Consider the following 24,674-nt stretch of genomic DNA (forward strand, 5'->3'; position numbering starts at 1 on the left):
GATTGCGCCCGTATTTATTGCGCGGTTTTCCTTAAAGCGATCAAAAATTTCCGAGAATCTGCAGTCACCATGCCCGAAACTTATATCAAACGCATTTTGAATGCGCGTATCTACGATGTGGCCGTTGAAACGCCACTGGATGAAGCGCGCGCTATGAGTACGCGCCTGGGCAATCGGGTACTGTTTAAACGCGAAGACCTGCAGCCGGTATTCAGCTTTAAGATTCGCGGTGCCTACAACAAGCTGATGCAACTGTCGCAGGCCGAGCGCGAGGCGGGGGTAGTTGCGGCGTCAGCCGGTAATCACGCCCAGGGCTTGGCGTTGGGTGCGCAGAAGCTGGGGGTCAAGGCCACCATCGTTATGCCGCGCACGACGCCGGCCATTAAAGTCGACGCAGTGCGCGCCCGCGGAGCCAAGGTTGTGCTGCACGGCGATGCTTTTGACGAGGCGTCGGCGTTTGCCCAGAAACTGGTGCAGGAAAAGGGCATGACCTATGTGCCGCCCTACGATGATCCCGATGTGATCGCAGGCCAGGGCACCATAGGACTCGAAATACTGCGGCAGTGTACCGGTCCCATCGATGCCATCTTTTTGCCGGTGGGCGGCGGCGGTTTGTGTGCGGGCGTGGCCGCCTACATCAAATACGTGCGCCCCGATATAAAAATCATTGCCGTTGAACCCGACGACGCCGCCTGTCTGAAAGCGGCCATGGAAAAGGGCAAGCGCGTGGTACTGCCGCAGGTGGGGCTGTTTGCCGACGGTGTGGCAGTGGCGCAAATTGGCAAGGAAACCTTCCGCGTGCTGCGCAAAACCGTGGATGCCTGCCTGACCGTGAGCACCGACGAAATCTGCGCGGGCATTAAGGATATTTTTGAAGACACCCGCTCTATTGCCGAGCCCGCCGGTGCGCTGGCGCTGGCGGGCATGAAAAAGTACGTGGCCGAGCAAGGCGTGCAGGGGCAAACGCTGGTGGCGGTGGTGAGCGGTGCCAACACTAACTTTGATCGGTTGCGCTACATATCCGAACGCACAGAAATTGGCGAAAAGCGCGAGGCCATTTTGGCCGTGACCATTCCCGAGCGACCCGGTGCCTACAAGCAGTTTTGCAAGGCCATCGGCAAGCGCAATATCACCGAGTTTAACTACCGTTACGGCGACAAGAGTGCGGCGCGGATTTTCGTGGGCGTAGCCGTCACCACTGACCCCAAAGATCGTGCAGACCTGGTGGAGGAGTTGCGCACCCAGGGTTATCCCGTGGCGGACATGACCGACAACGAGATGGCCAAGCTGCACATCCGCCACATGGTGGGGGGCAAGGCGCCTCAGGTAGAGCACGAGCGCGTATTGCGCTTCGAGTTCCCAGAGCGCCCGGGGGCCCTCTACAACTTCCTGACCAAGGTGGCAGGGCGCTGGAATATCACCCTGTTTCACTACCGCAATCACGGCGCCGCCTATGGGCGTGTGTTGGTAGGTATGGAGATCCCCCCCTCGGACTTTGAAGCCATGAAGGGCTTTTTGGATGAGTTGGGCTATCCCTACTGGGATGAAACGCAAAACCCGGCTTATACCTTTTTCTTGGGGTCTAACGGCTTTTAGCGATTTTGTGTGAGTGCTTACTTACTTCGTGAGCCATGTCACACTTTCGTGCTTTGCTACTTTTGCCTGAGTTTGTACGGGCGTAAGATAAAATCTCAAAGATCTGGCGTTAAGGTCTTGGGGTTTTTATTAGTTTGCGGTATAAAGTCGTCCGTGACTGATTATCAGTCATTTGTCTTAAAACGCAGTAAACAAAAAACAAGAAAGGTGATGTCATGAAAGTTGACGTTCTGACCATCACTGCATTGGTTTTTGCCCTTGGGGTGTTGGTAACCGGTCTCACTAATAGCAGTTGGTTTGAGCAGGAACCTGAGGTGCCCACCGCGCTGATGCAAGGTGTGGCAACTCGCTAAGGATAGGCCTCCCCAGCGCAGGCTGGTGTGGTATGGCGATCAATAGCAGTAATCGCTTAGATTGCGGTAATAGGTTGTATCAACAAAGGTGTGCCTTAGGGTGCACCTTTGCTGTTTTTGGCGGCCTGACTTTGGCGGCCTGAGTTTGGCTGTCTAGCACTGAAAGCCGGCCATCAGTTTTTGCAAACTTTTGGCGAGCGAATCCAGTTCCCGGCTGGCTTCCGCGGCCCGGCCAATGCGGCCTGTGGTGTCTTTAGATTGTTGATCAATATTGCCCAGATTGCTGTTCACCTCGTTGATCACCGCGCTTTGCTCTTCGGCAGAAGTGGCAATTTGAATCGACATCTGGGTGATTTGGCCGACGGCGTCGGCGATGGCCGCCAGGGCGTCGTTGGCGGCATTGGCTGAGTCCACCGTTTCCAGCGCCTTGTGACTGGCGCCCTGCATGGCGCTGACTGCGCTTCCGACCCCCTGTTGCAGCGCGCTGAGCATGCTTTGGATGTGCTGAGTGGAGTCCTGTGTTTTGCTCGCCAGCGTGCGCACCTCATCGGCCACCACGGCAAAGCCGCGGCCCTGTTCGCCGGCGCGCGCGGCCTCGATGGCGGCGTTCAACGCCAATAGGTTGGTTTGTTCGGCAATGCCGCGAATCACGTCCAATACGGAATTGGCCTCGCTGGCCTGCTGCTGCACATTGCCGATCAGTTCGGAGGTGGCGTCCACCTCTTTGGCGAGCTCGGCGATTTGCTCCATGGTATTGCTGACTTTGGCGCTGCCCTGCTGGGTCAGTTGATTGGCTTTGCGCGCCTGGTCGGCGGTGATGTTGGTATTTTCGGCGATTTCGGCCACGGTGGCCGACAGCTCGGCAACGGAGGCCACCACGGCGCGAATGGCGCGGTTTTGATTCGACATGGCTTCCAGATTGGCCTCGCCCAGCGCATTCATATCTGTAGCTGAGTCCAATACCAACTGCGCATCGGTTTTGGCGGTGCCAATGGTATTTTGCAGCTTGTCCATAAACCGGTTAAAGCTGCGCGACAGGCTGCCCAGCTCATCTTCCGTATTCAGGCGCGTCCGGCTGGTGAGGTCGCCTTCGCCCTCGGCAATGTTGGCCATGGTGGCATTTATTTGCACGAGTGGCCTGGTAAACAGCGGCGGCAAAAATAACAAAATAACCAACCCCAGCGCCCCGCCGCCCACTAGCAGCAGGTTGGCGCGCAGTGCCGCGGCGCTATTGTCTGCCTCTGTGGTGCGAATAAATTCCTCGGCCGCGCGTTGGTGCGCCTCGCCCGCTTGATCCAGTAGATCGCGCAGGGCGGTGAAATTAGCTTGGTTGGCGCCGAAGCTCTGTGCAACCAATTGCGTGTCGTTGGCATCGGTGAGCGCGCGTTGTTTAAGTGTCGCGGCCACGCCGTCCACCCAGCGCGTGTGCAGTTGGCGCATACGCTGTGGCGGGGCAATGTCGGCCACGGCACTGGACAGGCTGGCAGCTTTCAAGGCGCGCTCTAACGCCTGCGTCTGATTTTCGTCGACCGCATCGCGCAGGGCGCTGTATCCGCTGTGACTGGCGTCCAGGAAAATTAACCCGCGCTCGGCGGATTGCGCCTGGTACATATCGCGATCGGCCTGCAACAGTAGATCCATGGCCCTGAGATACACTTCGCCGAGTGCGCGGCTGTTATCGGCCAGTTTGGTTTGAATCAGCAAACCGTTGAGCCCCGCTAACAACAGCAGCAACAGCATGATCCCCACCGGGATGCTGATTTTCCAGCGAAACGACAGGTTGTGAAACCAAGCCATACAATTTCCCCACAGTGCCAGCAGATAAAGGCGTCGCCAAAAAAGTATAGGCAAGGATTAGCGGGATACAGGCAGCAACTTAGATTCTGTGGCGATAGCGTGCAGCGGGATGTCCCAATGCGCGCGGGTCAGTGCTGACACGCGTTGGCAGCTGTGCGCGAGACCCAAGCGGCGCCCGCTAGGGCGTGGGCGGTGGGGGTGACTGGCAAAGGTGCGGTCGTAGTAGCCGCCGCCCATACCGAGCCGGTTGCCAGTGGGGTCAAAGGCCACCAAGGGCAGGAGAATTAAATTCAGTAGCCAGTGCGGGCGGTAGGGTGCGCCCTGAGGAGGTTCGGCAATCCCGTAGCGATTGTTAACCAAGCGCGTGTGTTCGCGTACCTGGCGGAAATGCAATTGCCGGCGGTCCGTGACTACCGGCAGGTAGCATTGTTTGCCCAGTGCCCAGCTGAGTTGCAGCAGGGGACGGGTATCTATCTCGCCGTCATTGGGTAAATAAAATGCGATATGGTGCGCCTGTCGGAACCAAAGGTGTTGGCTGAGGTGGGTGGCCAATGCGATGCCGGCGCGAGTTTGTGCGGCGGCACTTAATGCCCGCCGGCGAGCGCGCATCTGTGAGCGGAGCTGTTGGCGTTCGTCTGTGTTGGCCATGACGGGTACACGTTTGCGGTAGGACCCCGAGAATGCCGTAGCCGGCTTGGCCTTGAACCCGATGGTTCAAGGTGGCGGAATCTGTGATGAATCAGGCTTTCCGTCGCGCGGACATGCACACCAACACCAGCGAGACGCCGCCGGGTATCAATTTATCGGCTCGAGGACTTACCGGACAAACGAACACCTCAGGGAGGTGCACAGTTTAACGCAAAGCGGGGTCGATAAAACAGGGCTTATTCAAATTGTGCCAGGGTTTTATCCAGGCGGCTGAGCAGCGGCGAAATATCTGGCAGGCTGGCGGCCTCGGATTGTTTGTTGGCCTGCAACAGTTCGTGGCTCAAGTTGAGCGCGGCCATGACGGCGATGCGCTCCAGGCCAATGACGTGCCCCGATGCGCGAATGTCGCGCATGCGCTGGTCCAGTTGCTTGGCGGCATCTTGCAGGGCGTTGCGCTCCTCTGGGGGGCAGGCCACTTGGTATTCTCGGTCAAGAATGCGAACGATCACGGCATTGCTGGCGGGTTTGCTCATGGCTTAGCCCTCGGACTCCAAGCTTTTCAGACGTTTAATCATGGCTTCAACCCGCGAGCGGGCCAGCTCGTTTTTCTCCACCAGACGCAACTTTTCCTGCTGCCAAGTGGCCTCACGGGCTTTTAAGGCCGCGTTTTCCCGATCCAGGCGCTGGCACAGCTCGATGAGCTGGTTGAGCTTGGCGTCGAGTTGGGCTAACTGTGATTCGGCCATGGGTAACTCATACAGTTGGGGCAGTGTCAGTAGCGGTAACTATATGCATGCCTAGGTGAAGGGTCAATCTTTGTTGAAGTTAATTCTAGTAAATGTGTTCTAGGTTGCCGGAATTAAAGAACTTTTTAATTCTTTGTGATGGTTAATGCCACGGCATCTTGCGCGCTCAGGACACGGTTTTCGGCGCAAACATGGTAGCATGGCGCCTTATTTTTACAGGATGGCCCAATGACCGATTCTTCCGCTTCCGCCCTGCCTCAATTTGATGACTTTGCCGACCTGCTGTTGCAGGCAAAGTCGCTTGCCAGTCCCACCGATTTGCAGGGCGTGGTGTGTGGCCGTTTGAGCGCCGGGGCCACCTTAACGCAGGCCGATTGGCATGCGCTAGCTAAGCAGTTGATGGATGTTGAAGCGTTAGACCCCTTGCTGGCCCAGGCGCTGGACGACCTGCTAAGCGCCACCATTGACGAGTTGAATGGCGAGGGTTTCAGTTTGGCGCTGTTGTTGCCGGATGACGCCATTGGCCTCGACATGCGCGTTCAGTCGCTGGCGGGCTGGTGTAGCAGCTTTTTGCACGGCTTTGGTACCGCCGGGTTAAAGGGCGACGCAAAATTTTCTGCCGAGGCCGCCGAAGCGCTGCGCGACATCGCTGCCCTGGCCCAGGTGGAAGCGGATGAGGAAACGCCCGAGCAAGAAGCCGAGGCCAACTATATGGAAGTTGTCGAGTATTTGCGCATGGCCGTGCTGACGCTGTACCTCGAATTTACCCATAAAGCCAAGCTGCACTGACCATCAATGACGGCGATTGGCAAAGCGGAGTTTGCCCGCAGGCGAAATAACCTGATGGGGATGATGGAGCCCAACAGCATTGCCATTGTCCCTACGGCCAGCGTTAAGGTGCGCTCGCGCGATACCGATTTTCCCTTTCGACCCGACAGCAATTTTTTCTACCTGACAGGCTTTGCTGAGCCGGAAGCGGTGTTGGTATTGTTGCCCGGCCGCGCTCACGGCGAGTTTGTTTTATTTTGTCGCGAGCGCAATCCCGCCAAAGAAATCTGGGACGGCGTGCGCGCGGGGCCGGAGGGTGTCATTGCCCTTCACGGCGCAGACGATGCCTTTCCTGTCGACGACATCGACGACATTCTGCCCGGTCTGATCGAGGGCCGCGATCGCGTTTATTACGCCATGGGTAAAGACCCGGTGTTCGACAGGCGCGTGGTCAATTGGGTGCAGCGCATTCGCGATAACGTATCGGCGGGAGCTTCCGCCACGGGCGAGTTTTTGGATTTAGATCACCTGTTGCACGATATGCGCCTGTACAAGAGCGCCGCCGAAATACGCGCGCTGCAAAAAGCATGCGACATTTCCGCAGCGGGGCACCGGCGGGCCATGGCGCAGTGCCGGCCCGGTATGATGGAATATCAGCTGGAGGCCGAGCTGCTGTACGAGTTTACCCGCCAGGGCGCGCGTCAACTGGCCTACCCCAGTATTGTGGGCGGTGGCCACAACGCCTGTATTTTGCACTACGTGGATAACAGCGCACCGCTGCGCGCGGGCGACTTAGTGTTAATCGATGCGGGCTGCGAATGGGCCGGCTACGCTGCCGACATCACCCGCACCTTCCCCGTGAGCGGCGCCTTTAGCCCGGCACAAAAGCAGTTGTACGAACTGGTGCTGGCGGTGCAAATGGCTGCCATCGATGCATTGAAGCCGGGCGCCCACTGGAACCAAGCGCACGAGATATCCGTGCAAATTATGGTGGAAGGCTTGGTGGCGCTCGGTATTTTGCAGGGCAAGGTGTCGACGTTAATCGAGAGTGGCGCCTATAAAACCTATTACATGCACCGCATCGGCCATTGGCTGGGTATGGATGTACACGACGTGGGCGACTACCGTATTGGCGATCAATGGCGGGTGTTAGAACCCGGAATGGCACTGACTGTTGAGCCCGGTTTGTACATTCGGCCCGACGATGAGCGCGTGCCTAAAAAGTGGCGCGGCATGGCGGTGCGCATCGAAGACGATGTGGTAATTACTCGCACGGGCGCCCGCGTATTGAGCGATGGCGTGCCGAAAACCTGCGCCGATATCGAACAGTTCATGGCCGAAGCGCGCGCCAGTGGCCCACAGCGACAACTACTGTGAATAGACGATGACCGAACCCCATTTCGATACAGATGTAACCCTCATTGGCGCCGGCATGGTTGGGGCTACGGCGGCGCTGCTGTTGGCGCAGCGCCTGCCGCAACTGCGCATCCGCCTGCTCGAGCGTTTCGACATTGCCCAGGCCCGCGCGCTTCAACCGAGCTTTGATCAGCGCGCCACGGCGGTGGCCGCCGGTAGTTGGGATCTGTTGCGCAGCTTGCACTTGGAAGACGAGCTGGCCCAGGTGAGTGGCACCATTGCCGAGGTGCAGGTAAGCGATCGCGGCCACTGGGGGCACACACATATTCGCGCCGAAGAGCATCAACTCGAATGCCTTGGGCGCGTGGTACCCAATCAAGCACTGGGTCAGGCACTGATGCAACGATTGACACAAAATGCGGCAATCGAGCTTAGAGCGCCGGAATCTGTGCAGCGATTGCACGCGCAAGCGGGCGGCTATCGCATTGATACTAACACCGGCAGTTTCACGACGCGGTTGCTAATCATGACCGACGGCGCCAACGACACCTTAAAAAAACAATTGGGTATTGCCGTGCGCCAAACGGATTATCAGCAATGCGCCGCCATCGCCAATGTGCAGGTATCACTGCCGCACGGCGGGCGCGCCTTCGAGCGGTTTACCGAGGATGGGCCCATGGCGCTGCTACCCTTGGCCGACCCCCATCAACTGGCCATGGTGTGGACGCTGCCCAAATCACAGGCCGAGTGCGCACAATTGAACGACGCGGATTTTTGCCGCGCGGCGCAGGCACATTTTGGCGATCGGCTGGGTAATTTTTTGGCCGTGGGTAAACGCGACAGCTACCCGTTGGTGTTGCACGAAGCCTGCGAGCAGGTGCGCGCGCACCTGGTGTTGTTGGGTAACGCCGCGCACTTTTTGCACCCAGTGGCCGGGCAAGGGTTTAATTTATCGGTGCGCGACCTTGCGGCTTTGGTGGATACACTGGCGGCGGACGTGCAGGCGCACGGCATCGAGCGGCTGGGTCAGTTGGCCTCATTGCAGCGTTACGCCGACGCGCGCGCGCGCGATCAGTGGTTGACGGTGCAATACAGTCATCAATTGGTGGGCTGGTTCAGCAGCAGTCATTGGCTGCGTTTTCTGCCGCGCCAGTTGGGATTGATGGCGCTGCAGGCGCTGCCTTCAATCAAGCAGCTGTTGGCGGAGCAATCCATGGGGCGCGGCCTGTGGGCGCGCGGAGCAAAATAACGACATGAATAGCACAAGTAATCAGCAGCACCAATCCGATATCACCATCGTGGGGGCGGGTCTGGTGGGCGCCCTGCTGGGATTATCTTTGGCGCGTCGGCTGCCGGCTGTATCGATACAGGTGCTGGAAGCTAGCCCGGCCGCCACACAGTTTCAGCCCGACCAGGTAGACCCACGCGTGGTGGCCCTCACCGAAAACTCCGTAACGCTGTTGCAGTCGGTAGGGGTGTGGGAGCGACTCAACGCCGCCCGCGTGAGCCCCTATACGCACATGGACGTGTGGGATGGCGAGGGCACCGGGCGTATTCATTTTGATGCGGCTTTGGTGGATCGCGCGCAATTGGGTTTTATTGTGGAAAATTCCTTGCTGGTGAGCGAACTCCAGCAGGCGTTAAGTTACCAGCCCAATGTGCAATTGCGTTTTGGCCAGCGCGTGAGCCAATTACAGCTGCCCGAGTGCGGCGTCGACGATCTGTTTGGCTCGGTACAGTTGCACTTGGCCAATGGCGAGCGCTGTCGCACGCAGTTAATGATTGCCGCCGATGGCGCGCGCTCCAGCATTCGCGATTTGGCAGCTATCGATGTGCGGGAATGGGACTACGGGCAGCAGGGTATTGTCACCACCATCACCACCGAGCGGCCGCACAATCAGGTGGCGCGGCAGCGGTTTATGGCCACTGGGCCCTTGGCTCTGTTGCCGCTAACTACCGGCGCAGAGCCGGGTCACCAGTGCTCCATCGTGTGGTCCGCCGACACCGACAAGGCCCGAGAGTTAATGGCGCTCGACGACGCCCAATTTTGCGCGGCCCTGACTCGCGCCTCTGAAGCGTGCCTGGGTGAAATTACCGCGGTCGATCCGCGTTTTAGCTTTCCGCTCTGGCAGCGCCACGCGCTGCATTATTGTCGGCCGGGGCTGGCCTTGGTGGGCGATGCTGCGCACGCCATCCACCCGCTTGCCGGCCAGGGCGTCAATATCGGCCTGAAAGACGTGGGCGCATTGGTGGCTGAAATTGAACGGGCGTTGGCGCGCGGCTTACCGCTGGGTTGTATGGCCACACTGCGCCGCTACCAGCGCGCGCGCAAGGCCGACAACCTGTTGACCATGGCGGGCATGGAAGGCTTTAAACACTTATTTGGCGCCGACAGCCATTGGCTGCGGTGGTTGCGCAACGAGGGGCTGCGACAGGTGGATAAACAGCCACTGTTAAAGCGCCTGCTAATTAATCAAGCGATGGGAGTGAAGTCACAGTGAAGATGGCGTTACGTGTGAGCTACCGGTGGCTGCTGCTGGCGGCCGTCGCGGTTTTGGCTGGCTGCAAATTTAGCGCGGATATCAATTGCGGCGAGTCCACCGAGTTAACCACGGTTTGGGGTGAAAGCAGCCTGGCGCAACCGCTTTATGCGGTGGTGGCCGAAGGTGCGGCCGAGCCTAAAAGCATGGGCAGTTACAGTGTGCGCATCTACCAGCACGGCGACGGTGGCGGCGCGCGCGATGTGTTTTTGAGCGGTGAAATCTTTGCTCGCGACGGATTCCTACACTCGGTGTCGCTGGCCGATGTGGACGGCGATCAGTTGGAAGAATTGGTGGCGGTGTTCGAAAGCGCCGGCACGGGCAGCTATGTCACGGCCCATGCGTGGCACTACCTGGATGGCGATCTCAGTGTGATTGCCAGTGTCGACAGCCTTTTGCCCGGTGTCGATATTATTGAAGCCATCAAGGCGCAAATCCGCGGGTTGAATGCACTTGAACCCGAATCGGCTGGCGCGGATAAAAAGACAGTGGGGCAATCATGACGCAGGCACCCTCTGCGCTGACCATCGCGCGCGTTGATTACGGCAATGCACAGCAGGGCCAAGACCTGCTCATGTTGCTCGACCAGTACGCGCAGGACCCTATGGGCGGTGGCGAACCGCTGGCGAACCATGTACGCAGATCGCTATTGCCGCTGCTCGCGCAAACGCCCAATGCCATCAGTTTTATTGCCTATCTGGACGGCGCCCCTGTGGGGTTGATCAACGGCTTCGAAACCGTGTCCACCTTTGCGGCGCGCCCCTTGATTAACATTCACGATTTGGCCGTGCTGCCGGCTGCGCGCGGCCAAGGCATTGGCGAGCAGCTCATTGGTGCGCTGGCCGAGCATGCGCGAGCGCGCAACTGCTGCAAACTGACACTCGAAGTGCTGACCGGCAACACCGGCGCCATGGCGCTCTATGAGCGATTGGGCTTTGCCGGCTACGAGCTGGACCCCGCCATGGGCAAGGCCACCTTCATGCAAAAACCGCTCGACTAACCGCCGAGCACAATCGAACTTTCATCAGACCTGTCTGGAATCCTATGCAAGACGTCATCATTACCCGCGAGCCGGTAGAGCTTTACAAAATCCTAAAATTTGAAGGCCTGTGCGCCAGTGGCGCGGAAGCCAAAAACGCCGTGGCCGCGGGCCTGGTCACCGTCAATGGCGAACAGGAATTGCGCAAGCGCCGGCAGATAGTAGGTGGCGATGTGATCGAGTTCGAAGGTGAGACCTTAAAGATGGTGTTGCAGCAGGCGGATTAAGCGCTGCTTCCCCGGCTGACGCGGTCCTGCGGGTCAGCTCTGCGGTGAATTACGCTGCCGCGTCGGTGTTTTAGGGGCTCGACGCCCAAATTTTCTAAAAATAAAAACATCAATAATTTCAATAGCTTATGTTGGTGTCGTTGCTGTGTCGCCCAACTGGCGTCACCGACATGCGCCGAAATTCTCCACAGTGCTGTCCACGGAGGCAAGACATTCATGATCGTTAAAAAACTCAGAGAAAGCCGCAATTGGTCGCAAGAGCAGCTGGCCCAAATGGCCGGTCTTAGCATGCGCACCGTGCAGCGGGTGGAGGCCGGCAACAATGCCAGCATGGAAACCTTGAAGAGTCTCGCCGCCGTGTTTGAAGTGAGTATCGACACTCTGACGGAGGAAATTATTGTGATCGACAAAGCATCTGCCAGCTGGCGCGCTGAGCCCTGGTTTATTCGTTTATTCTTATTCGGCGTTCGGCGGCGCAGCCACATGTTGGTGTTGGAGTACCTGATGCTGGCGGGGGGCGTGGTGGCGCTGCTATTGGACAAGCCTGCGCTGGTGGTTGGCATGGCGTTTTTTGGCGCCTATCTGGATGCCAAATTAATGGCCTATATCGACGAGCGCGCCTACTGGTAGCGCGCCCCATTAACTATTACGCGAGGCAATATCCATGGAATATTTCAGTCAAGTGGTGGCAAATTTTGATGGCCACTCAGCCATTGCAGTGGTTGTCGGGCTTTTGGCCCTGTGGTTTCTACCGGCCTTGTTAGCGCTGGTGTTTAATCGCAAGCAGGCAAAGTGGATTGCGCTGGCCTGTATCCCGGCAGGGTTATCCTTTATCGCCTGGGGCGCGCTGCTGGCTTGGGCGACAACGGGGAAGGTCGTGGCGCGCTACCGCTCGCCGATGGAACAGGCTGAACCTTAAGGCTGCTCTGCTGATGCCTGTGCAATGGCCGGTAAATTTCACGGCCATTTCACGGCCTTAGCACTAGTGTGATTAGGTCGGCGCGCGCCGTTGCGCGCCTGTGTCGTCTGAACCGGAGTGATCAGTCATGCCCAAGCCTGTGGTGTTATTTGTGGAAGACAATGCCACCTTGCGCCAACAGCTGGCCGAATATGTGGAATCGCTCGGCTGGCACTGTGATTTTGCCGACACCGGTGCGCTGGCGCTGCAACTGGCTGCGCGCAATCACTACGATGTGGTGGTGCTGGATTTGGGCCTGCCCGATTGCGACGGCGTGACCGTTTGCAGCGCGCTCAAGGCGCAATCGGCCAAGGCGCTGCCGGTGTTAATGCTCACCGCGCGCGACAGCCTACATGACAAGACGGCGGGTTTTCACGCCGGTGCGGATGACTACCTCACCAAACCCTTCCTGCTGCCCGAACTAACGCTGCGATGTGAAGCGCTGTGTCGACGTCACACGCTGCACCAGCAGGGCGAGATAGCAATTGGCGATTTACTCTTGAAGGTGCACGAGCGCCGCGCATACCGCGCGGGCCGGCTACTGGAGTTGACCCAGTTGGGCTTTAACATTTTACTGGAGCTGGCCAAGGCGCACCCGGCAGCCGTAACGCGATCAACTCTGACCCACGCTTTGTGGGGCGATGAGCCGCCGGCCAGCGATGCCTTGCGCAGCCACATCTACGCTTTGCGCCAGGCGTTGGACAAACCCTTTGTCACACCCATGCTGACCACCGTTACCCAAGTCGGCTATCGTTTGGAGGCTGTTAGCGATGGCTGACCGGCCCCTGCACCGCACCATTTTTCTTTCGTTTGCCGCTATTATCACGGCCGTCTGCCTGCTCTTTGCGGCACTGTCATTACTGCTGGCCTACATCGTTGAGGACGGCATTATCGATGCCATGCTAACCCAGCAAGCCGCCGCCATGGCGCGCGCGCCTGTGCCGGGCGATGGGCAGGTGGTGGCCGTAGCACCGGGCGTGCAATGGATTACACGCATCGAGCAGGCGCCCGGCGCGGTGGTCGCACAGCTCAGTCTGAATCCCAATATTTCAGAGGTGCACACTGCCGATACCAGTCACTACCACGTGCGCCGGTTGGACAATGGGCGTGGCTGGCTGGTGGCGGAAGTCGGCGCGCTGTTGGTGGTGTCGCGACTCTCGGGGGTGTGGTTTGCGGTATTGGGTCTTTGTTGGATGTTGGCTCTAGCGCTTGCACTCTGGTTTGCCTACTTGTCGGCCCGGCGCGCGACCCAACCGCTGCGCGACATTTTACGGGACTACCAAGCCCAGCCATTGCCAAGTGTGCGCGGCAATTGCGTGGCGCCCAACCTGGCCAACAATGAGTTGCACCAATTGGCCAAGCAGTTAGCCGACATTAACAGGGCCTATCGGGCGGCGCTAGCGCGCGAGCAGGCGTTTACGCGCGATATCAGCCACGAACTGCGCACACCCTTAACGGTGCTGCAAAATCAATTGGCGCTGCAGGCACAGGCGGCGCCCTTTGGCAGTGAATATGAGAGGCCCACGGCGGCGTCAAGCTTAGGTAGCGAAACTGGCGAGCCGGTCGCCAATCTGGCTTGGGTGCGCATGCAAGTCGCCGTGGGTGAGGCGGTGCACCTTTTGGATATGTTGCTGGCGTTGGCGCGCCAGGAACCACTGCCCACGCAATCCATTGCACTACTGGCATTGGTAGAGCAGGCCATGGTGGACGCGACCGAGTATGCGCCGTCGCTGTGCATTGAACTGGTGTGCACCGAAAACGCCGGCGCCGTGAAGGTGAATGCGCACGCTCGGCCGGTGCTGTTGTTATTTAAAAACCTGATTCAAAACGCGCACCTGCACGGCAGTGATCAGCGGCTTTGCATCGCGTTGACCGACACCGGCATCCGTTTTAGTAACGCCTGCTCGGCAGCGACAGAAGCGACAGCGACAGTGGCAATGGCTACGGGGCGCGGCAGCGGCATGCAGCAGGGCCTGAGTTTATCTGCGCGTTTGGCGCAGGCCTTGGGCTGGCAGTTACACCACGAGGACACCGACAATCAATTTGCGGTGCGGATCGACATCCGCTAGTCCGCCACGTTTATTTCTCCGGAATTTTCACCTTCGCTTCACGGGTGCAAAGCGACACTGCAGTGGTTAATTAGGTTCCTTTAACCCTGTCACGGAGTGCGATGCAATGTGGAAAAAATTATTACTGGCAATCGGTGCGCTGTGCGCCACTGTATTTGTTGCCATCTATTGGTTCTTCAGTTTGTTCAGCGGTCAGGTCGACGTAAAACAACTGCCCGATACCCAGCCCGAATCGCTCGCCTATGTAGTCAATGCGCTCGCGCCAACCCGCGGCAATATTCTGATTGTGGTTACCAGTCAGGATCACTACCCAGGTACCGATAAAACCACAGGCTACGAGCTAACAGAGTTGTCGCGCGCTTATTACGTATTTACTGCCAATGGTTATCAGGTTGATGTGGCCAGCCCGCAGGGTGGCTACGCGCCTATGGTGCTCGACGATGACGACATGGGCGTGTTTGATTACGCATTTTTGAACGATCCGGTGGCGCGAGAAAAATACCAGCAAACCTTGCCGCTGGCCAAGGTTGATCCGCACAATTATCAGGCTGTCTACTTTGCCGGCGGCAAGGGCACCATGTTTGATTTTCCGGACAACCCGCACATCGCTCAACTGTTAGCGGTTCAGTTTGCGCGCGGCGGTGTGGTGGCCGCGGTGTGCCACGGCCCGGCGGCTCTGCTTAATGCACCTTCCATCGCGGGCCGCAAAGTCACCGGCTTTAGCAACGCCGAAGAATTGTTTCTATTACCCGATGCCCGCACCCGCTTTGGCTTTTTATTGGAGGACGAACTCATAACGAAAGGCGCGGAATTTAGCCGAGGGCCATTGTATTTACATCATGTGGTTGTGGACGGCGATCTTATCACCGGCCAAAACCCGTGGTCGGTATGGACAGTGGCCGAGGCTACCGTGGCCGCGCTGGGTTATGTGCCGGTGCCACGGGCGATCACTGCCGAGGAACAGTCGGTTACCCTATTACAGCGATTGGAAACCGAAGGGGACGAGGCAGCTGAGCGGTGGCTGGCACAGCAGGCTATTGCACCTAAACGCACCCTGCTGGCCATGCACTTTATTGTGTCACTGATGCAGGGTGAATTTGGGCGAGCCATCGAGCAGTTGCAGCTCTTGGTAAAGGCCAAGGGGCTGGCAGCCCGCTAGCGGTTTTAGCAGTCAACGCGGTAAGGCCGCTGTAGACCACGGGGCAGGCCCACAGGCGTGAGCGGTCGAGTAACGGCGACAATTAACCTGGCCTGCCTGTTGTCGGATTGGTAGGAGGCAACTAACTGCGCTACAAAAAGCGAGTCTTATAATCCTGCGGCCGCGCACGTCGCTAAAGTGGTGAAAGGCAGGTATCGGCGACAACAGGTTATGCGCACACTAACTAGCTCACCGCGCCCTTATGGATGGCTTTTGGCCTCATTAGTCAGGCGCGTGGTCTCATTTTATCAGTTCGGTTTTAGGTCTATAAAGTGCATATATTATAGGTAAATCGAAAGGTTATGGGGTATGTTTCGGAAAATTCTCGCACGATATAAAAAGCATATAAAAAGAGCATATAAAAAGGACAGCCAAGATATTATTATTTCGATAAATCTATTTGGCTCTACATCGGTCGATTGAAATCAAAATAGGATAAAGATAGAGAGCGCCATTTTACGCGCCAAAATCTGGTTTTTGAGGTGTCAGCTAATCCTGCCTCTGGCAGTTGAAAAGATCGCAGGGGGGTACGAATTATTTAACTCAGCAGTCGACAGCTGCCCAGCCCCGGTGTGCGTTGATAGCCTAATTTTTGACAGGCTTGCTTGAGCTTATACACCCCGCCTACCAATCCTTTAAACCGGCTTTCAAATTGCGTGGCGCTGTAGAGCCAATGCTTTGGATCTATAGCTAGCTGCTCCAGTATGGGCGGCAATTCGGCCGCGATGGCTCCGCGTTTGTTGGCGCGTACTTGTTTGCCCGTCCAATCCAGTAGTTCTAAATAGTCCGTTAACCGAAAGGGCAGCCCGACGGGCATGTCTTGCCTTGGGTTTCCGGCAAAGGGCCTAAGTGACTTGGCTTGTTGCTGTGTGTGGTTGGGGTTGTGGGCACGCTTAGCTTTGTGAGTGCGTCGCTGTGCGCTGGTGTAGTCGGAATCTTCTGGGGTTTTCGCCATCTTGGCGCGGATGGGGTTGAGGTCTACATAGGCCATGCAGGCGGCGAGCGCTTTTTCATCCAGCAGAGCTTGGGATTTAAAGCGGCCCTCCCAAAATCGCCCGGTACACTTATCTTCTGCGTTGGCTTCGCGGGCGATGGGCTCGTTAATTTGGCGCATAAACCAGCTGATATCGGTTAGCCGGCTGCGCCAGACTAACACGCAACTGTCTAATACCTCTTGCTCTGCGCGCGTCAACTGCTCGCCTTTAATAGACCGTTGGCTAAAAAGGTTGCCTTTAAATAGCTGGTGCCAGCGTTGGATAACCTCCTCTGTGGTCCAGGCTTCAGATTGTGCTGTATCAATTTCCAATACCAGATGGTAGTGATTGGACATGACCGCATAGGCACAGACGTGAATGGCGAAGATGTGAGGCAGGGCCAGAATTTTGTCTTCTATCCACTGCCGTCGATGTTCGAAATTATTGCCCTGAGCGTCAACCCCGCACAGAAAGCTACGGCGCACGCAGCGCGAGACAATATGGTAGTAGGGAGTTGTGTCAGCATTGATCAGTTGTTTGCGCGGCTTTGTCATCCTTGAGCTCCGGTAGATGGATGCGTATTTGTAGCGAATAAATGCCGTGTCGCCCACGGGTAGCAAGTATGGTTTTGTCCTGAGGATTAATGACAATTTCTTATGATGGGTGTCCAGGTATGAAAATAATGGGTGTCCAGGTATGAAAATATGATGGATGCCCAGATATGTAAATTCTTTGAGACCGAGTGAGCTGCTGGCGGGGTGAGGCGATACCAATGTTTTGGTGTGTTGGTTTTTTCTATGTTACAAACGTTAGGCTTTGGAAGTTGCATCTGCGCAATGACCACGCTTCAACTGAACTCGGTGTGTTCTATGGAATTTCTGAGCCTTTGGATAAAGTGCAACTTACTCAGCAGCACCTATAAATTTGAGATAATAAGGATGTCGTATGAAATTTAAACGAGAATCAGTGGCGTTGTTGGTTTCCGCGCTGGTTGTAAGTTGTGGTGTGAGCGCGCAGCAGGCCATGCAAAAGGTAGGGGGGCACTATTTGGGTCAAAAATTGCCAGGCCTTGTGGCAGAAGTATTTGCGCCGGGGCTGGTATCCATCAATGGTCGGTACGAGGGGGCAATTTCATCTTCGCCCGAACTGGATGAGGTGTACTTCGGTGTAAATAATGAAAAAGGTGAGACAAGCATCCATTTTTCCCGGCGAGTTGGGAATGAATGGTCGCCTATTAAAAAGGCCGACTTTACCAAAGGCGAAAAAGCCGAGGAGATTCATCCATCGGTGAGTCCTGATGGCAAGAGAATCTACTTTACGGGGCTTAATACGGATTTGTCGGACACGCGAATCTGGTACGTCGAGCGATCTGCAGGCGCCTGGGGTGATGCGCAGAGGTTAGCTTCTCCCGTAAACGATGAGCAGGTGTTTTATCCCAACCAGGCGAAAAATGGCGACTTGTATTACTATAACTTATCTCAAAGAAAGACCTATCGCGCGCAAGCCAGCGGCAATGATTCTATGGTTGTTGAAGACGTTGGCTTGGCTTTTGGAGTGCACGCGTTTATTGCGCCATCACAAGATTACCTGGTGATGAATGCAAGAACCGAATCTGCCGATAACACTAAAAACAGTGATCTCTATGTATGCTTTAGGCTGCAGGATGGCGGCTGGTCGTCGCCAATCAATTTAGGTGCATCGGTAAATACACCGGCAAATGAAAAAACACCCACTATCACACCAGATGGCAAGTACCTGTTTTTTGGTAGGGATGAAGCAGATGGATTTGCCAATATCTATTGGGTGAGCACTGACGTTGTTGAGGCGGTAAGGCCTAAGCTATAGAGCGATTGACTATTACTTTTCGCTCGGTGAGTTCAATGTGGCGGCAGTGATTCTGCTTAGTAGGATACATTATGGTAACCAATAGCCCCGATGGTAGTGCCATATTGGCGCTCACTGAAATATCCGTATGCGCATATACTGCAAGAGATTGATAAGACTGAACAACGTCCTCTAGTATGTAACGATAAAACAGTTAAAAGTAGGTTTGTTGTACTTACTTCGCTAGAATTGAGCGCCGGGGTTTGCTGGATTGCGCGGGCAGCCAACTTCGGCACAATCACGCTAGCCAGGGCAGAGTAAGATATAGTCGGGCGACTTGAATTGAGCGGCAGTATTGGTGTAGAGCAGTTTAGGTGCCTGCAGTGGAAGGAGAGGTGGTAGTGAAAGCCTGGTTTTATCGCAATGTTCGCGCATTGTTACTCTGGGTCATCCTCGGAAAATCCGCCATTAGACACTGACTCACTATTTAATACCCACAAGCAGGAGCGCGTTATGGGCAATGATGTGCACGATGAACTGATAGCAACGCTGGTAGGAAAGCAGGTTCGAATCTATACAACGGGCGAATTTCTGACTCAGGATCATATACCAGAGCGCGTGAATATTGAGCTGTCGGATACCCGAAAAATTGTGCGCATTTGGAAGGGGTAGGGCGGCGTCCAGCTATGAACTCTGCAATAAAAAACTATGCGCCGCTGCTATTGGTGGTATTGGCTATTCTCTGTTATGAGTGGTACAGCAGCGCCCGCACGGCGCGCTACGAAGCGTTGGCCTATCTCAGTGAAGGATTGGCGATAGGCGCGCGGGTAAAAATGCAGGTAGCTATGCATTACCAGATGCACGGAGAGTTTCCATCCTCTAACCAGGCCGCAGAGCTGCCGCCGCCAAATAGCTTTAAGGGGCATTCGCTAACCCGCGTTGCTATTTCGGAGGGCGGTATTATTACCCTGACCTACGATAAAAAATCGGGCGTGCACAATGGCAGGATTGAGCTGATTCCCAGTATCGATGCACGCCAGGGCGTTCGCTGGGAATGTTTTACGCCCAGCTACCGGGCAGTGCCAAACTGCCCCTATGTCACAGTATCTGACGCTAGCGGCACCGCTCGGTAAAATTCCCAAGGGCGATTGCCGCGCTTACTTCCAGCCCCAGGGCACGGCAGGTGCCTCGACCGGTTTGGTGAGATCAAAGTCCACGCGAAATTCCCTTGCCTCGCGCACCATGCGATAGCTAAAGACTTTGGGGTAGTGATAAAACTGCCAGGTATTGCCGTTCGATTGCGGGATGCCCGCGCGCACAAACAGGGCTTTGGTAAAGTCGTCGGCGGGAAAGGATTGCACCTGCGCCCAGCCGGCCTCCTGCGTGTGGCCGCCGTATTGGCTGATATCATCTTCACTGCCGTCGCGGTGGCGGTGGTCGTGCTTGAGTTGCAGGCCGGACTCGGTTTTCGTGAGCACCCAGGTGCGGGACGCGTCTTCTCCCACGTGAAAGGGGATGTGCACTGCGTTATCGCTGCATTGGCGCACATGCATGATCAATGGCTTGCCCTCAAAACCGCCGCCCGGTGCGTTGTCTACTGTCACCTGGCCGGCAAATGCCTTGCCACACAGTGGCTTTAAACTGTCAAAAAAAGCGATGTGTTCGGTTGCAGGGGCGGCAGTGGCAACTGCGCTGGCGCTGAATAGCAGGGCCGCGACAAACGTGCGAGGTGTGGTCATAACAGTTCCGCGAGCTTAAGTGTGAATAGGCAAGTTACCAGCGTGTGGGCGCGCCGGCAATGGCGGCGCTTATACAACGTCCAAGATTAATCCTGTTGCGACGGTGAAATGACGGAGCGCACCCAATTCCACCAGCTATTGCCACCCATCACATACTTGTCCAATTGATCCTGATTGCGATAGTAGTGCTCGGGGTTTTGAAACAGCGAGGCCCGGGTGAGCATTTTGCGGTTTGGATTTAGCGTTTTGACCACCTTGGCGGGGTTGCCGGCAACCACCACATTGGCGGGTACATCTTTGGCGACGACGCTACCGGCACCCACCACGCTGTTGTCGCCAATGGTGACGCCCTTGCACACGATGGCGCTATCGCCAATCCAAACGTTATTGCCCAGGGTGACCGGTTTTGAACAGCGGAAGGGCCGAGTGCGGTTATACAGCCCGTGCCAGTCGGAATCGGAAATATAGGCATTGGCTGCCAGCATGCTGTTGTCGCCAATGGTGATGCCGACGTTGGAGGCAAGGCGCACGCCGGGTGAAATTAACACATGATCGCCAATGCGAATTTCGCCCTGGCTCTGTTTGCCCGACCAGCAGGTAAATTGCACGGGATTGTGGCGTGCAGAAATTATATGCACGCATTGGCCCAAGTGGATGCGCGCGCCGAAAACACTCACGCTCCAGGGGCTGACCACCTGCAGACCGCGCCCGCAGCTATCGAATTGCGGTTTGAGATGGCGGCGGGTGTAGCAGCGATTTATACGGTTGCTCAGCCACTTGAGCGCGTAGGGGCGATTATTTTTTCGCATGACTCTTGGGTTTTGCTCCAATTTTTTTACAAATTTGCGTTAAGCTTGCCGCTGTTATTTTTACAGAGCTGCAACCATGGAACTTAAACACTGCCCCAATTTTGATATTCACTCCGTCAAAGGTTTTTTAGCCGATGATGAAGGCGAGGGCCTGTATCAATTGGCGCTGACGGCCAGCCAGATGGGCCCCTGCCTGGAAGTGGGCAGCTACTGCGGCAAGTCCACCGTGTTTTTAGGCGCCGCTTGTCAGCACAACGACCAAACGCTGTTCGCCGTGGATCACCACCGCGGCTCCGAGGAACATCAGCTGGGCGAGGAGTACCACGACCCAGAACTGTACGACGGCCAGGCGCAAAAGATGGACAGCTTTCGCACCTTCCGCGACACCCTGCAACGCGCGCGCTTAGAGGATACCGTGGTGCCCGTCGTGGCGCTCTCCGCCGTGGCGGGCCGTCATTGGGCGACGCCCCTGGCGCTGGTGTTTATCGACGGTGGTCACGCCTATGAAACCGCGCTGGCCGACTATCGGAGTTGGGCCGCCCACGTGATGCCGGGTGGCTTGCTGTTAATTCACGATATTTTTCCAAACCCCGCCGACGGCGGCCAAGCGCCCTACGATATTTTAAAACTGGCGCTCGCCTCGGGCTTGTTCGAACAACTACCCATGATCAATACCTTGGGCGTGCTGCGCCGCCTGTAGGGCTAAACGCTTTGTATCAGTTTCTAGCGCGTGAGCGACTGGCGCGGTTGCGCCAGTTTGGGCGCCGCGTCCAGCAATTGGGTTTGGGTAAACAATTTCGCTGCCGGCGTATGCTCGGTGAGGGCGTCTGCGGCCAACAAAATGGCGCCGCTGGTCCAGGTGGTTTTTTCCTCGGGCCAAATCACTTTATCGCGAAATTGATAACCCATCCAATAGCCGCCATCGGCGTCTAGAAACTGGTGTAGCCAACTGTATAAATTGACGGCCCGGGCGTGATCGCCAATGGCCAGCAAGGCCATGGTCAGCTCGCAGCTTTCGGCGATGGTGACCCAGGGTTCATCGCTCACACAGCGGCAGCCCAGTTCCATTTCAACAAACTCACTCCAGCGGCTGTCAATGCGCGCTTTAGCCTCGTCGCCGGTGATCACGCCCGTGAGCACGGGGTAAAACCAATCCATGGAGTAGCGCGCCTTACTTTCCCAGGTGCGGTCAAACCGCTCGGGCGTGTACTTTAAGCAGTGGATAATTTGCGCGCGCGCACGGCGCCATGGCTGGCAATTTTCGCCCAGGGTAACGGCTATGTTGACAGCGCACTCCAAGCTTTTTGCGATAGAGCTGTTGGCTGTAATCAGGGCGTCACCCAGGCCGCAACCGCGCTCGTCTACGGCCCAGTCGATATCGCCGTATTCGCTTTGATAGCAAAGCACAAACGCCATGGCCTGGCGCACCATGTGCCAGTGCTGCTGCAAGAAGCTGCGATCTTGGGTTATGAGGTAGTGGTGCCAAATGCCGGTGGCTACGTAGGCCACGAAATTGGTCTCGCGCTTTTCTTTACACAGTGGCTGGTTGTTGCGGTAGTGGTTCCACCAGCTGCCGTCGGCGAGCTGCCGGTCGGCCAGCCATTGGTAGGCGCGCTCGGCCGCGGCCCACTCGCCGGCAATCGACAGGCCCATGGCAGCCTCTGTGTGATCCCAGGGATCGGCTTTGTCGCCGCGGTACCAGGGAATGCAGCCGTCTTCAAATTGTTGCGTCAAAATATAATTGACAGTGGGCGCCAGTAGCGCCTTGGGATAGCGGCCTTTTTGCAGCAGTAGCGATGTCACTGTGATTCCTCTGTGCGGTAGTACATCACCACACTTTTCCCCATGATGGGGTTTAAAAGTTTTTCCAAGGTCTGGGTTAGCCAGGGTTTTTGCATTAAATCCCATACCAGCAATTTGTGGTAGGCGCGAATCAGGCGCGATTGATCCTGGCGCTCCCAAAATAGGCATTTGAGCCACCAAAACGGCGAGTGCAGCGCGTGGGCCCAGTGTTTTTTGTAGCGCGCAAAACCCCGTTGTTGTATTTCGCTATCGAGTGCTTTGTCGTTGAAAATGCGCACGTGGCCACCTTCCACTTGATGGTACTCAGTGGAGAAATACCAACAGATTTTTTCTGGCCAGGCGCGCGGCACGCTAATGGCAAGTAGCCCTCCGGGCTTTAACACCCGTCGAATTTCCGCGAGTGCGCTGGCGTAGTCGGGCAGGTGTTCCAACACTTCTGAGCAGATAATTTTGTCAAAAGTATGATCGCCAAAGGGCAGGGCGAGTGCATTGGCGCACTGAAGATGAAAGCTGCGATTGGCGTCTGCCACGGCAAAGGGTTGTTGACGCGTGCGCGCGGTGGCCAAGTCGGTCAGCGATAGATCCACGCCGTAAACGTCTACTTCGCCGGCGATGTAGGCGTTGATAGCGTGACGCCCTTCACCGCAACCCAAATCCAGCAGTTTGTCACCCGGGTTGAGTGGGAAATGTTTGAAATCAACCGTGAGCATTGACGGTCTCCGGTGCTGTGCTTGGCGTGGACGCAGCAGTAGGCGCCAGGAGTTGCTGGCGGTAATACTGCGTCAATTGCGCGGCCACCCGCTGCCAACAAAAGGTGCTCTCGATGCGGGCGCGAGCTTTTTCCGCCAGCAGCTGGCGCCAGGCGGGTTTGTCGAATAGTTGCGACACCGCCTGGGCAATGGCGTTGGCATCGCCGGCGGGCACGCTCAGGGCCGCATCGCCCACCACTTCGGGAATGGCGCCGCCATCGGTGGCGACCAGCGGCAAGCCGCAGGCCATGGCTTCGCCGGCCGGTAAACCAAAGCCCTCGTACAGCGACGGCACCACGGCAATCTGGCTTTGGTTGTAGCGCGCCACCAAGGCTTCGGTGCTAATGCCGGAGACAAATTCCACGGCGTCTTCCAGCTCCAAGGTTTTTAAGCGTTGCTCCGTTTCGCCGCCGGGGTTGAGTTTGCCGATGACCGTCAGCTTGAGCGCAGGATAGTGGGGGCGCAGTTGGTGCATGGCTTCCAATAGGTAGCGCAACCCTTTCAGGGGTTGGTCGGCGGAGGCGGTGGTAATCAGACTGTAGGGTGTTTTTTCGACGTGCGGGTCGGGCTTGAATACGGCGGTGTCGATGCCGTTGTGCACCAGGTCGATGGTGGATTCCGGTCGACCAAAGCAGGCGGCGATATCGGCGCGCGATTGTTCGGATACGGTGATCACGTGATTCAGGCGGCGCACCACTTTTTTCTGCATTTTTAGAAATGAGTGCCAGCGTTTGATCAGCAGCCGCATGCCCCAGTTGTTTTCGGCGGCCAGCTTTAGCTCGAGGTCGCGGGTAATGGGGTGGTGCACGGTGGCCACCACCGGCAAGCCGCGCTTTTGGATGTCGAGCAGACCCCAGGCCAGGCACTGGTTGTCGTGTACCAGGTCGTAGCGGTGGCCATGGCGCTTCAAATATTTGGCAACCCGGCGCCCAAAGGTATAGGGCTCGGCAAAGCCGCCGGTGATTTTTGACCACCATTCATAGGTGTCGGTATAGCTTTTTAAGTGCGCGAGTTTGAGTGCCTTAAAGGGTTCTTCCACGGCGAACAGGTCGAGGCTGGGCAATTTAATCAGCCACACGCCGTCGACCAGCTCGGGGTAGGGCGGGCCGGAAATCACATCCACCTGATGGCCAAAGGCCAGCAGTGCCTTGCTCAGGTAGTGCAGGTAAATGCCCTGGCCGCCCACAAAGGGGTGCGAGCGATAGCCCAGCAGGCAAATGCGCAAGGCCGGCTGCCCGTCTGCGGCCAAATCGGGGAGTGCCTGGGCGGAATCTATGTGGGCCTGGGCGAGCGTACGTGCGTTCATAGGGCGGTTCGATTTGGGTGATTGCAGAGGTTATAGCGAAATGCGGCCAAGGCCAAGAGTGACCAATTATAGAGAGTGGGTCAGGCGACGCCAATGTAAAAGCCCGACTTGGGAGTCAGGGGCCGGCACAGCCGTGTGGTGCGCCGGGAACCCCCGGGCGGCCCCAAATGGCGCC

Annotated in this window: 28 protein-coding genes and 1 other RNA gene; 18 read left to right on the plus strand and 11 right to left on the minus strand. The window is 56.9% G+C overall.

Annotation, left to right across the window (positions count from 1 at the left end; translation table 11 throughout):
• Positions 1-69: 69 nt before the first annotated feature.
• Positions 70-1,596, plus strand: coding sequence for a threonine ammonia-lyase, biosynthetic (gene ilvA / locus ACW8F6_RS08035; RefSeq protein WP_491575335.1), 1,527 nt, complete (start codon positions 70-72; stop codon positions 1,594-1,596).
• A 215-nt stretch (positions 1,597-1,811) separates the two neighbouring features.
• Complete coding sequence (locus ACW8F6_RS08040) at positions 1,812-1,949, plus strand: hypothetical protein (RefSeq protein WP_491575336.1); 138 nt, start codon at positions 1,812-1,814, stop codon at positions 1,947-1,949.
• Between the two features lie 153 nt (positions 1,950-2,102).
• On the opposite strand, the gene ACW8F6_RS08045 is transcribed toward ACW8F6_RS08040, so the two are convergent.
• From ACW8F6_RS08045 to ACW8F6_RS08065, 5 genes are all read right to left on the minus strand, one after another.
• Complete coding sequence (locus ACW8F6_RS08045) at positions 2,103-3,746, minus strand: methyl-accepting chemotaxis protein (RefSeq protein ID WP_491575337.1); 1,644 nt, start codon at positions 3,744-3,746, stop codon at positions 2,103-2,105.
• Between the two features lie 57 nt (positions 3,747-3,803).
• Positions 3,804-4,394 carry a 5-formyltetrahydrofolate cyclo-ligase gene (locus ACW8F6_RS08050; protein WP_491575338.1) on the minus strand — a complete coding sequence of 197 codons (591 nt, stop codon included), beginning with the start codon at positions 4,392-4,394 and terminating at the stop codon, positions 3,804-3,806.
• A gap of 19 nt (positions 4,395-4,413) precedes the next feature.
• Positions 4,414-4,592, minus strand: a non-coding RNA gene (gene ssrS, locus ACW8F6_RS08055) — 6S RNA.
• A 38-nt stretch (positions 4,593-4,630) separates the two neighbouring features.
• Positions 4,631-4,927 carry a cell division protein ZapA gene (locus ACW8F6_RS08060; protein WP_491575339.1) on the minus strand — a complete coding sequence of 99 codons (297 nt, stop codon included), beginning with the start codon at positions 4,925-4,927 and terminating at the stop codon, positions 4,631-4,633.
• 3 nt (positions 4,928-4,930) lie between these two features.
• Positions 4,931-5,140, minus strand: a complete 210-nt coding sequence (locus tag ACW8F6_RS08065) for a TIGR02449 family protein (RefSeq protein WP_491575340.1) — start codon at positions 5,138-5,140, stop codon at positions 4,931-4,933.
• Positions 5,141-5,368: 228 nt separating this feature from the next.
• Here ACW8F6_RS08065 and ACW8F6_RS08070 point away from each other — a divergent pair, with 228 nt between their 5' ends.
• From ACW8F6_RS08070 to ACW8F6_RS08125, 12 genes are all read left to right on the plus strand, one after another.
• The gene (locus tag ACW8F6_RS08070; protein ID WP_491575341.1) at positions 5,369-5,929 is read left to right on the plus strand and encodes a UPF0149 family protein; all 561 of its coding nucleotides are present in this window, start codon (positions 5,369-5,371) and stop codon (positions 5,927-5,929) included.
• 6 nt (positions 5,930-5,935) lie between these two features.
• Positions 5,936-7,285 (plus strand): Xaa-Pro aminopeptidase, encoded by a 1,350-nt coding sequence (pepP, locus tag ACW8F6_RS08075; protein WP_491575342.1) that lies wholly within the window; start codon positions 5,936-5,938, stop codon positions 7,283-7,285.
• Positions 7,286-7,292: 7 nt separating this feature from the next.
• Positions 7,293-8,513, plus strand: coding sequence for a 2-octaprenyl-6-methoxyphenyl hydroxylase (gene ubiH, locus ACW8F6_RS08080; protein WP_491575343.1), 1,221 nt, complete (start codon positions 7,293-7,295; stop codon positions 8,511-8,513).
• A 4-nt stretch (positions 8,514-8,517) separates the two neighbouring features.
• A complete protein-coding gene (locus tag ACW8F6_RS08085) occupies positions 8,518-9,765 on the plus strand; it encodes a UbiH/UbiF/VisC/COQ6 family ubiquinone biosynthesis hydroxylase (protein ID WP_491575344.1) in 1,248 nt (415 codons plus the stop codon).
• A 14-nt stretch (positions 9,766-9,779) separates the two neighbouring features.
• On the plus strand, positions 9,780-10,307 hold the full coding sequence (locus tag ACW8F6_RS08090) for a PliI family lysozyme inhibitor of I-type lysozyme (protein ID WP_491575345.1): 528 nt from the start codon (positions 9,780-9,782) through the stop codon (positions 10,305-10,307).
• Complete coding sequence (locus ACW8F6_RS08095; protein ID WP_491575346.1) at positions 10,304-10,804, plus strand: GNAT family N-acetyltransferase; 501 nt, start codon at positions 10,304-10,306, stop codon at positions 10,802-10,804. Before ACW8F6_RS08090 ends, ACW8F6_RS08095 begins: the two co-directional genes overlap by 4 nt.
• Before the next feature lie 44 nt (positions 10,805-10,848).
• Positions 10,849-11,070 carry an RNA-binding S4 domain-containing protein gene (locus ACW8F6_RS08100; protein WP_491575347.1) on the plus strand — a complete coding sequence of 74 codons (222 nt, stop codon included), beginning with the start codon at positions 10,849-10,851 and terminating at the stop codon, positions 11,068-11,070.
• 216 nt (positions 11,071-11,286) lie between these two features.
• Positions 11,287-11,700 carry a helix-turn-helix domain-containing protein gene (locus ACW8F6_RS08105; protein ID WP_491575348.1) on the plus strand — a complete coding sequence of 138 codons (414 nt, stop codon included), beginning with the start codon at positions 11,287-11,289 and terminating at the stop codon, positions 11,698-11,700.
• Positions 11,701-11,734: 34 nt separating this feature from the next.
• The gene (locus ACW8F6_RS08110) at positions 11,735-11,989 is read left to right on the plus strand and encodes a superinfection immunity protein (protein WP_491575349.1); all 255 of its coding nucleotides are present in this window, start codon (positions 11,735-11,737) and stop codon (positions 11,987-11,989) included.
• 127 nt (positions 11,990-12,116) lie between these two features.
• Positions 12,117-12,806: a response regulator transcription factor gene (locus ACW8F6_RS08115; RefSeq protein WP_491575350.1), complete on the plus strand. Its 690-nt coding sequence runs from the start codon at positions 12,117-12,119 to the stop codon at positions 12,804-12,806.
• Positions 12,799-14,097, plus strand: coding sequence for a sensor histidine kinase (locus tag ACW8F6_RS08120; protein ID WP_491575351.1), 1,299 nt, complete (start codon positions 12,799-12,801; stop codon positions 14,095-14,097). The genes ACW8F6_RS08115 and ACW8F6_RS08120 overlap by 8 nt, the downstream gene beginning before the upstream one ends.
• Positions 14,098-14,203: 106 nt before the next feature.
• Positions 14,204-15,256 carry a type 1 glutamine amidotransferase domain-containing protein gene (locus ACW8F6_RS08125; protein WP_491575352.1) on the plus strand — a complete coding sequence of 351 codons (1,053 nt, stop codon included), beginning with the start codon at positions 14,204-14,206 and terminating at the stop codon, positions 15,254-15,256.
• 577 nt (positions 15,257-15,833) lie between these two features.
• On the opposite strand, the gene ACW8F6_RS08130 is transcribed toward ACW8F6_RS08125, so the two are convergent.
• Positions 15,834-16,823, minus strand: coding sequence for a transposase (locus ACW8F6_RS08130; protein ID WP_491575353.1), 990 nt, complete (start codon positions 16,821-16,823; stop codon positions 15,834-15,836).
• A gap of 391 nt (positions 16,824-17,214) precedes the next feature.
• On the opposite strand from ACW8F6_RS08130, the gene ACW8F6_RS08135 reads away from it, so the two are divergent.
• The 3 genes from ACW8F6_RS08135 (at position 17,215) to ACW8F6_RS08145 (ending at position 19,226) form a co-directional block, all read left to right on the plus strand.
• On the plus strand, positions 17,215-18,114 hold the full coding sequence (locus ACW8F6_RS08135) for a TolB family protein (RefSeq protein WP_491575354.1): 900 nt from the start codon (positions 17,215-17,217) through the stop codon (positions 18,112-18,114).
• A gap of 492 nt (positions 18,115-18,606) precedes the next feature.
• Entirely contained in the window at positions 18,607-18,765 is a 159-nt protein-coding gene (locus ACW8F6_RS08140; RefSeq protein WP_491575355.1) for an I78 family peptidase inhibitor, read from the plus strand.
• A gap of 14 nt (positions 18,766-18,779) precedes the next feature.
• Positions 18,780-19,226 (plus strand): pilin, encoded by a 447-nt coding sequence (locus ACW8F6_RS08145; protein WP_491575356.1) that lies wholly within the window; start codon positions 18,780-18,782, stop codon positions 19,224-19,226.
• A 24-nt stretch (positions 19,227-19,250) separates the two neighbouring features.
• On the opposite strand, the gene ACW8F6_RS08150 is transcribed toward ACW8F6_RS08145, so the two are convergent.
• Both ACW8F6_RS08150 and ACW8F6_RS08155 read right to left on the minus strand, forming a co-directional pair.
• Positions 19,251-19,832, minus strand: coding sequence for a hypothetical protein (locus ACW8F6_RS08150; RefSeq protein WP_491575357.1), 582 nt, complete (start codon positions 19,830-19,832; stop codon positions 19,251-19,253).
• An 86-nt stretch (positions 19,833-19,918) separates the two neighbouring features.
• Complete coding sequence (locus ACW8F6_RS08155; protein WP_491575358.1) at positions 19,919-20,641, minus strand: acyltransferase; 723 nt, start codon at positions 20,639-20,641, stop codon at positions 19,919-19,921.
• A 76-nt stretch (positions 20,642-20,717) separates the two neighbouring features.
• On the opposite strand from ACW8F6_RS08155, the gene ACW8F6_RS08160 reads away from it, so the two are divergent.
• Positions 20,718-21,341, plus strand: a complete 624-nt coding sequence (locus ACW8F6_RS08160; RefSeq protein WP_491575359.1) for a class I SAM-dependent methyltransferase — start codon at positions 20,718-20,720, stop codon at positions 21,339-21,341.
• Positions 21,342-21,364: 23 nt separating this feature from the next.
• Here the strand turns inward: ACW8F6_RS08160 and ACW8F6_RS08165 are convergent, their stop codons facing one another.
• From ACW8F6_RS08165 to ACW8F6_RS08175, 3 genes are read right to left on the minus strand one after another with little or no spacing between them, the layout of a single operon-like run.
• The gene (locus ACW8F6_RS08165) at positions 21,365-22,444 is read right to left on the minus strand and encodes a prenyltransferase/squalene oxidase repeat-containing protein (protein ID WP_491575360.1); all 1,080 of its coding nucleotides are present in this window, start codon (positions 22,442-22,444) and stop codon (positions 21,365-21,367) included.
• Positions 22,441-23,154 (minus strand): class I SAM-dependent methyltransferase, encoded by a 714-nt coding sequence (locus ACW8F6_RS08170; protein ID WP_491575361.1) that lies wholly within the window; start codon positions 23,152-23,154, stop codon positions 22,441-22,443. The genes ACW8F6_RS08165 and ACW8F6_RS08170 overlap by 4 nt, the downstream gene beginning before the upstream one ends.
• Positions 23,141-24,499 carry a glycosyltransferase family 4 protein gene (locus ACW8F6_RS08175; protein WP_491575362.1) on the minus strand — a complete coding sequence of 453 codons (1,359 nt, stop codon included), beginning with the start codon at positions 24,497-24,499 and terminating at the stop codon, positions 23,141-23,143. The genes ACW8F6_RS08170 and ACW8F6_RS08175 overlap by 14 nt, the downstream gene beginning before the upstream one ends.
• Positions 24,500-24,674 lie beyond the last annotated feature (175 nt).

Source organism: Simiduia sp., from assembly GCF_058345725.1.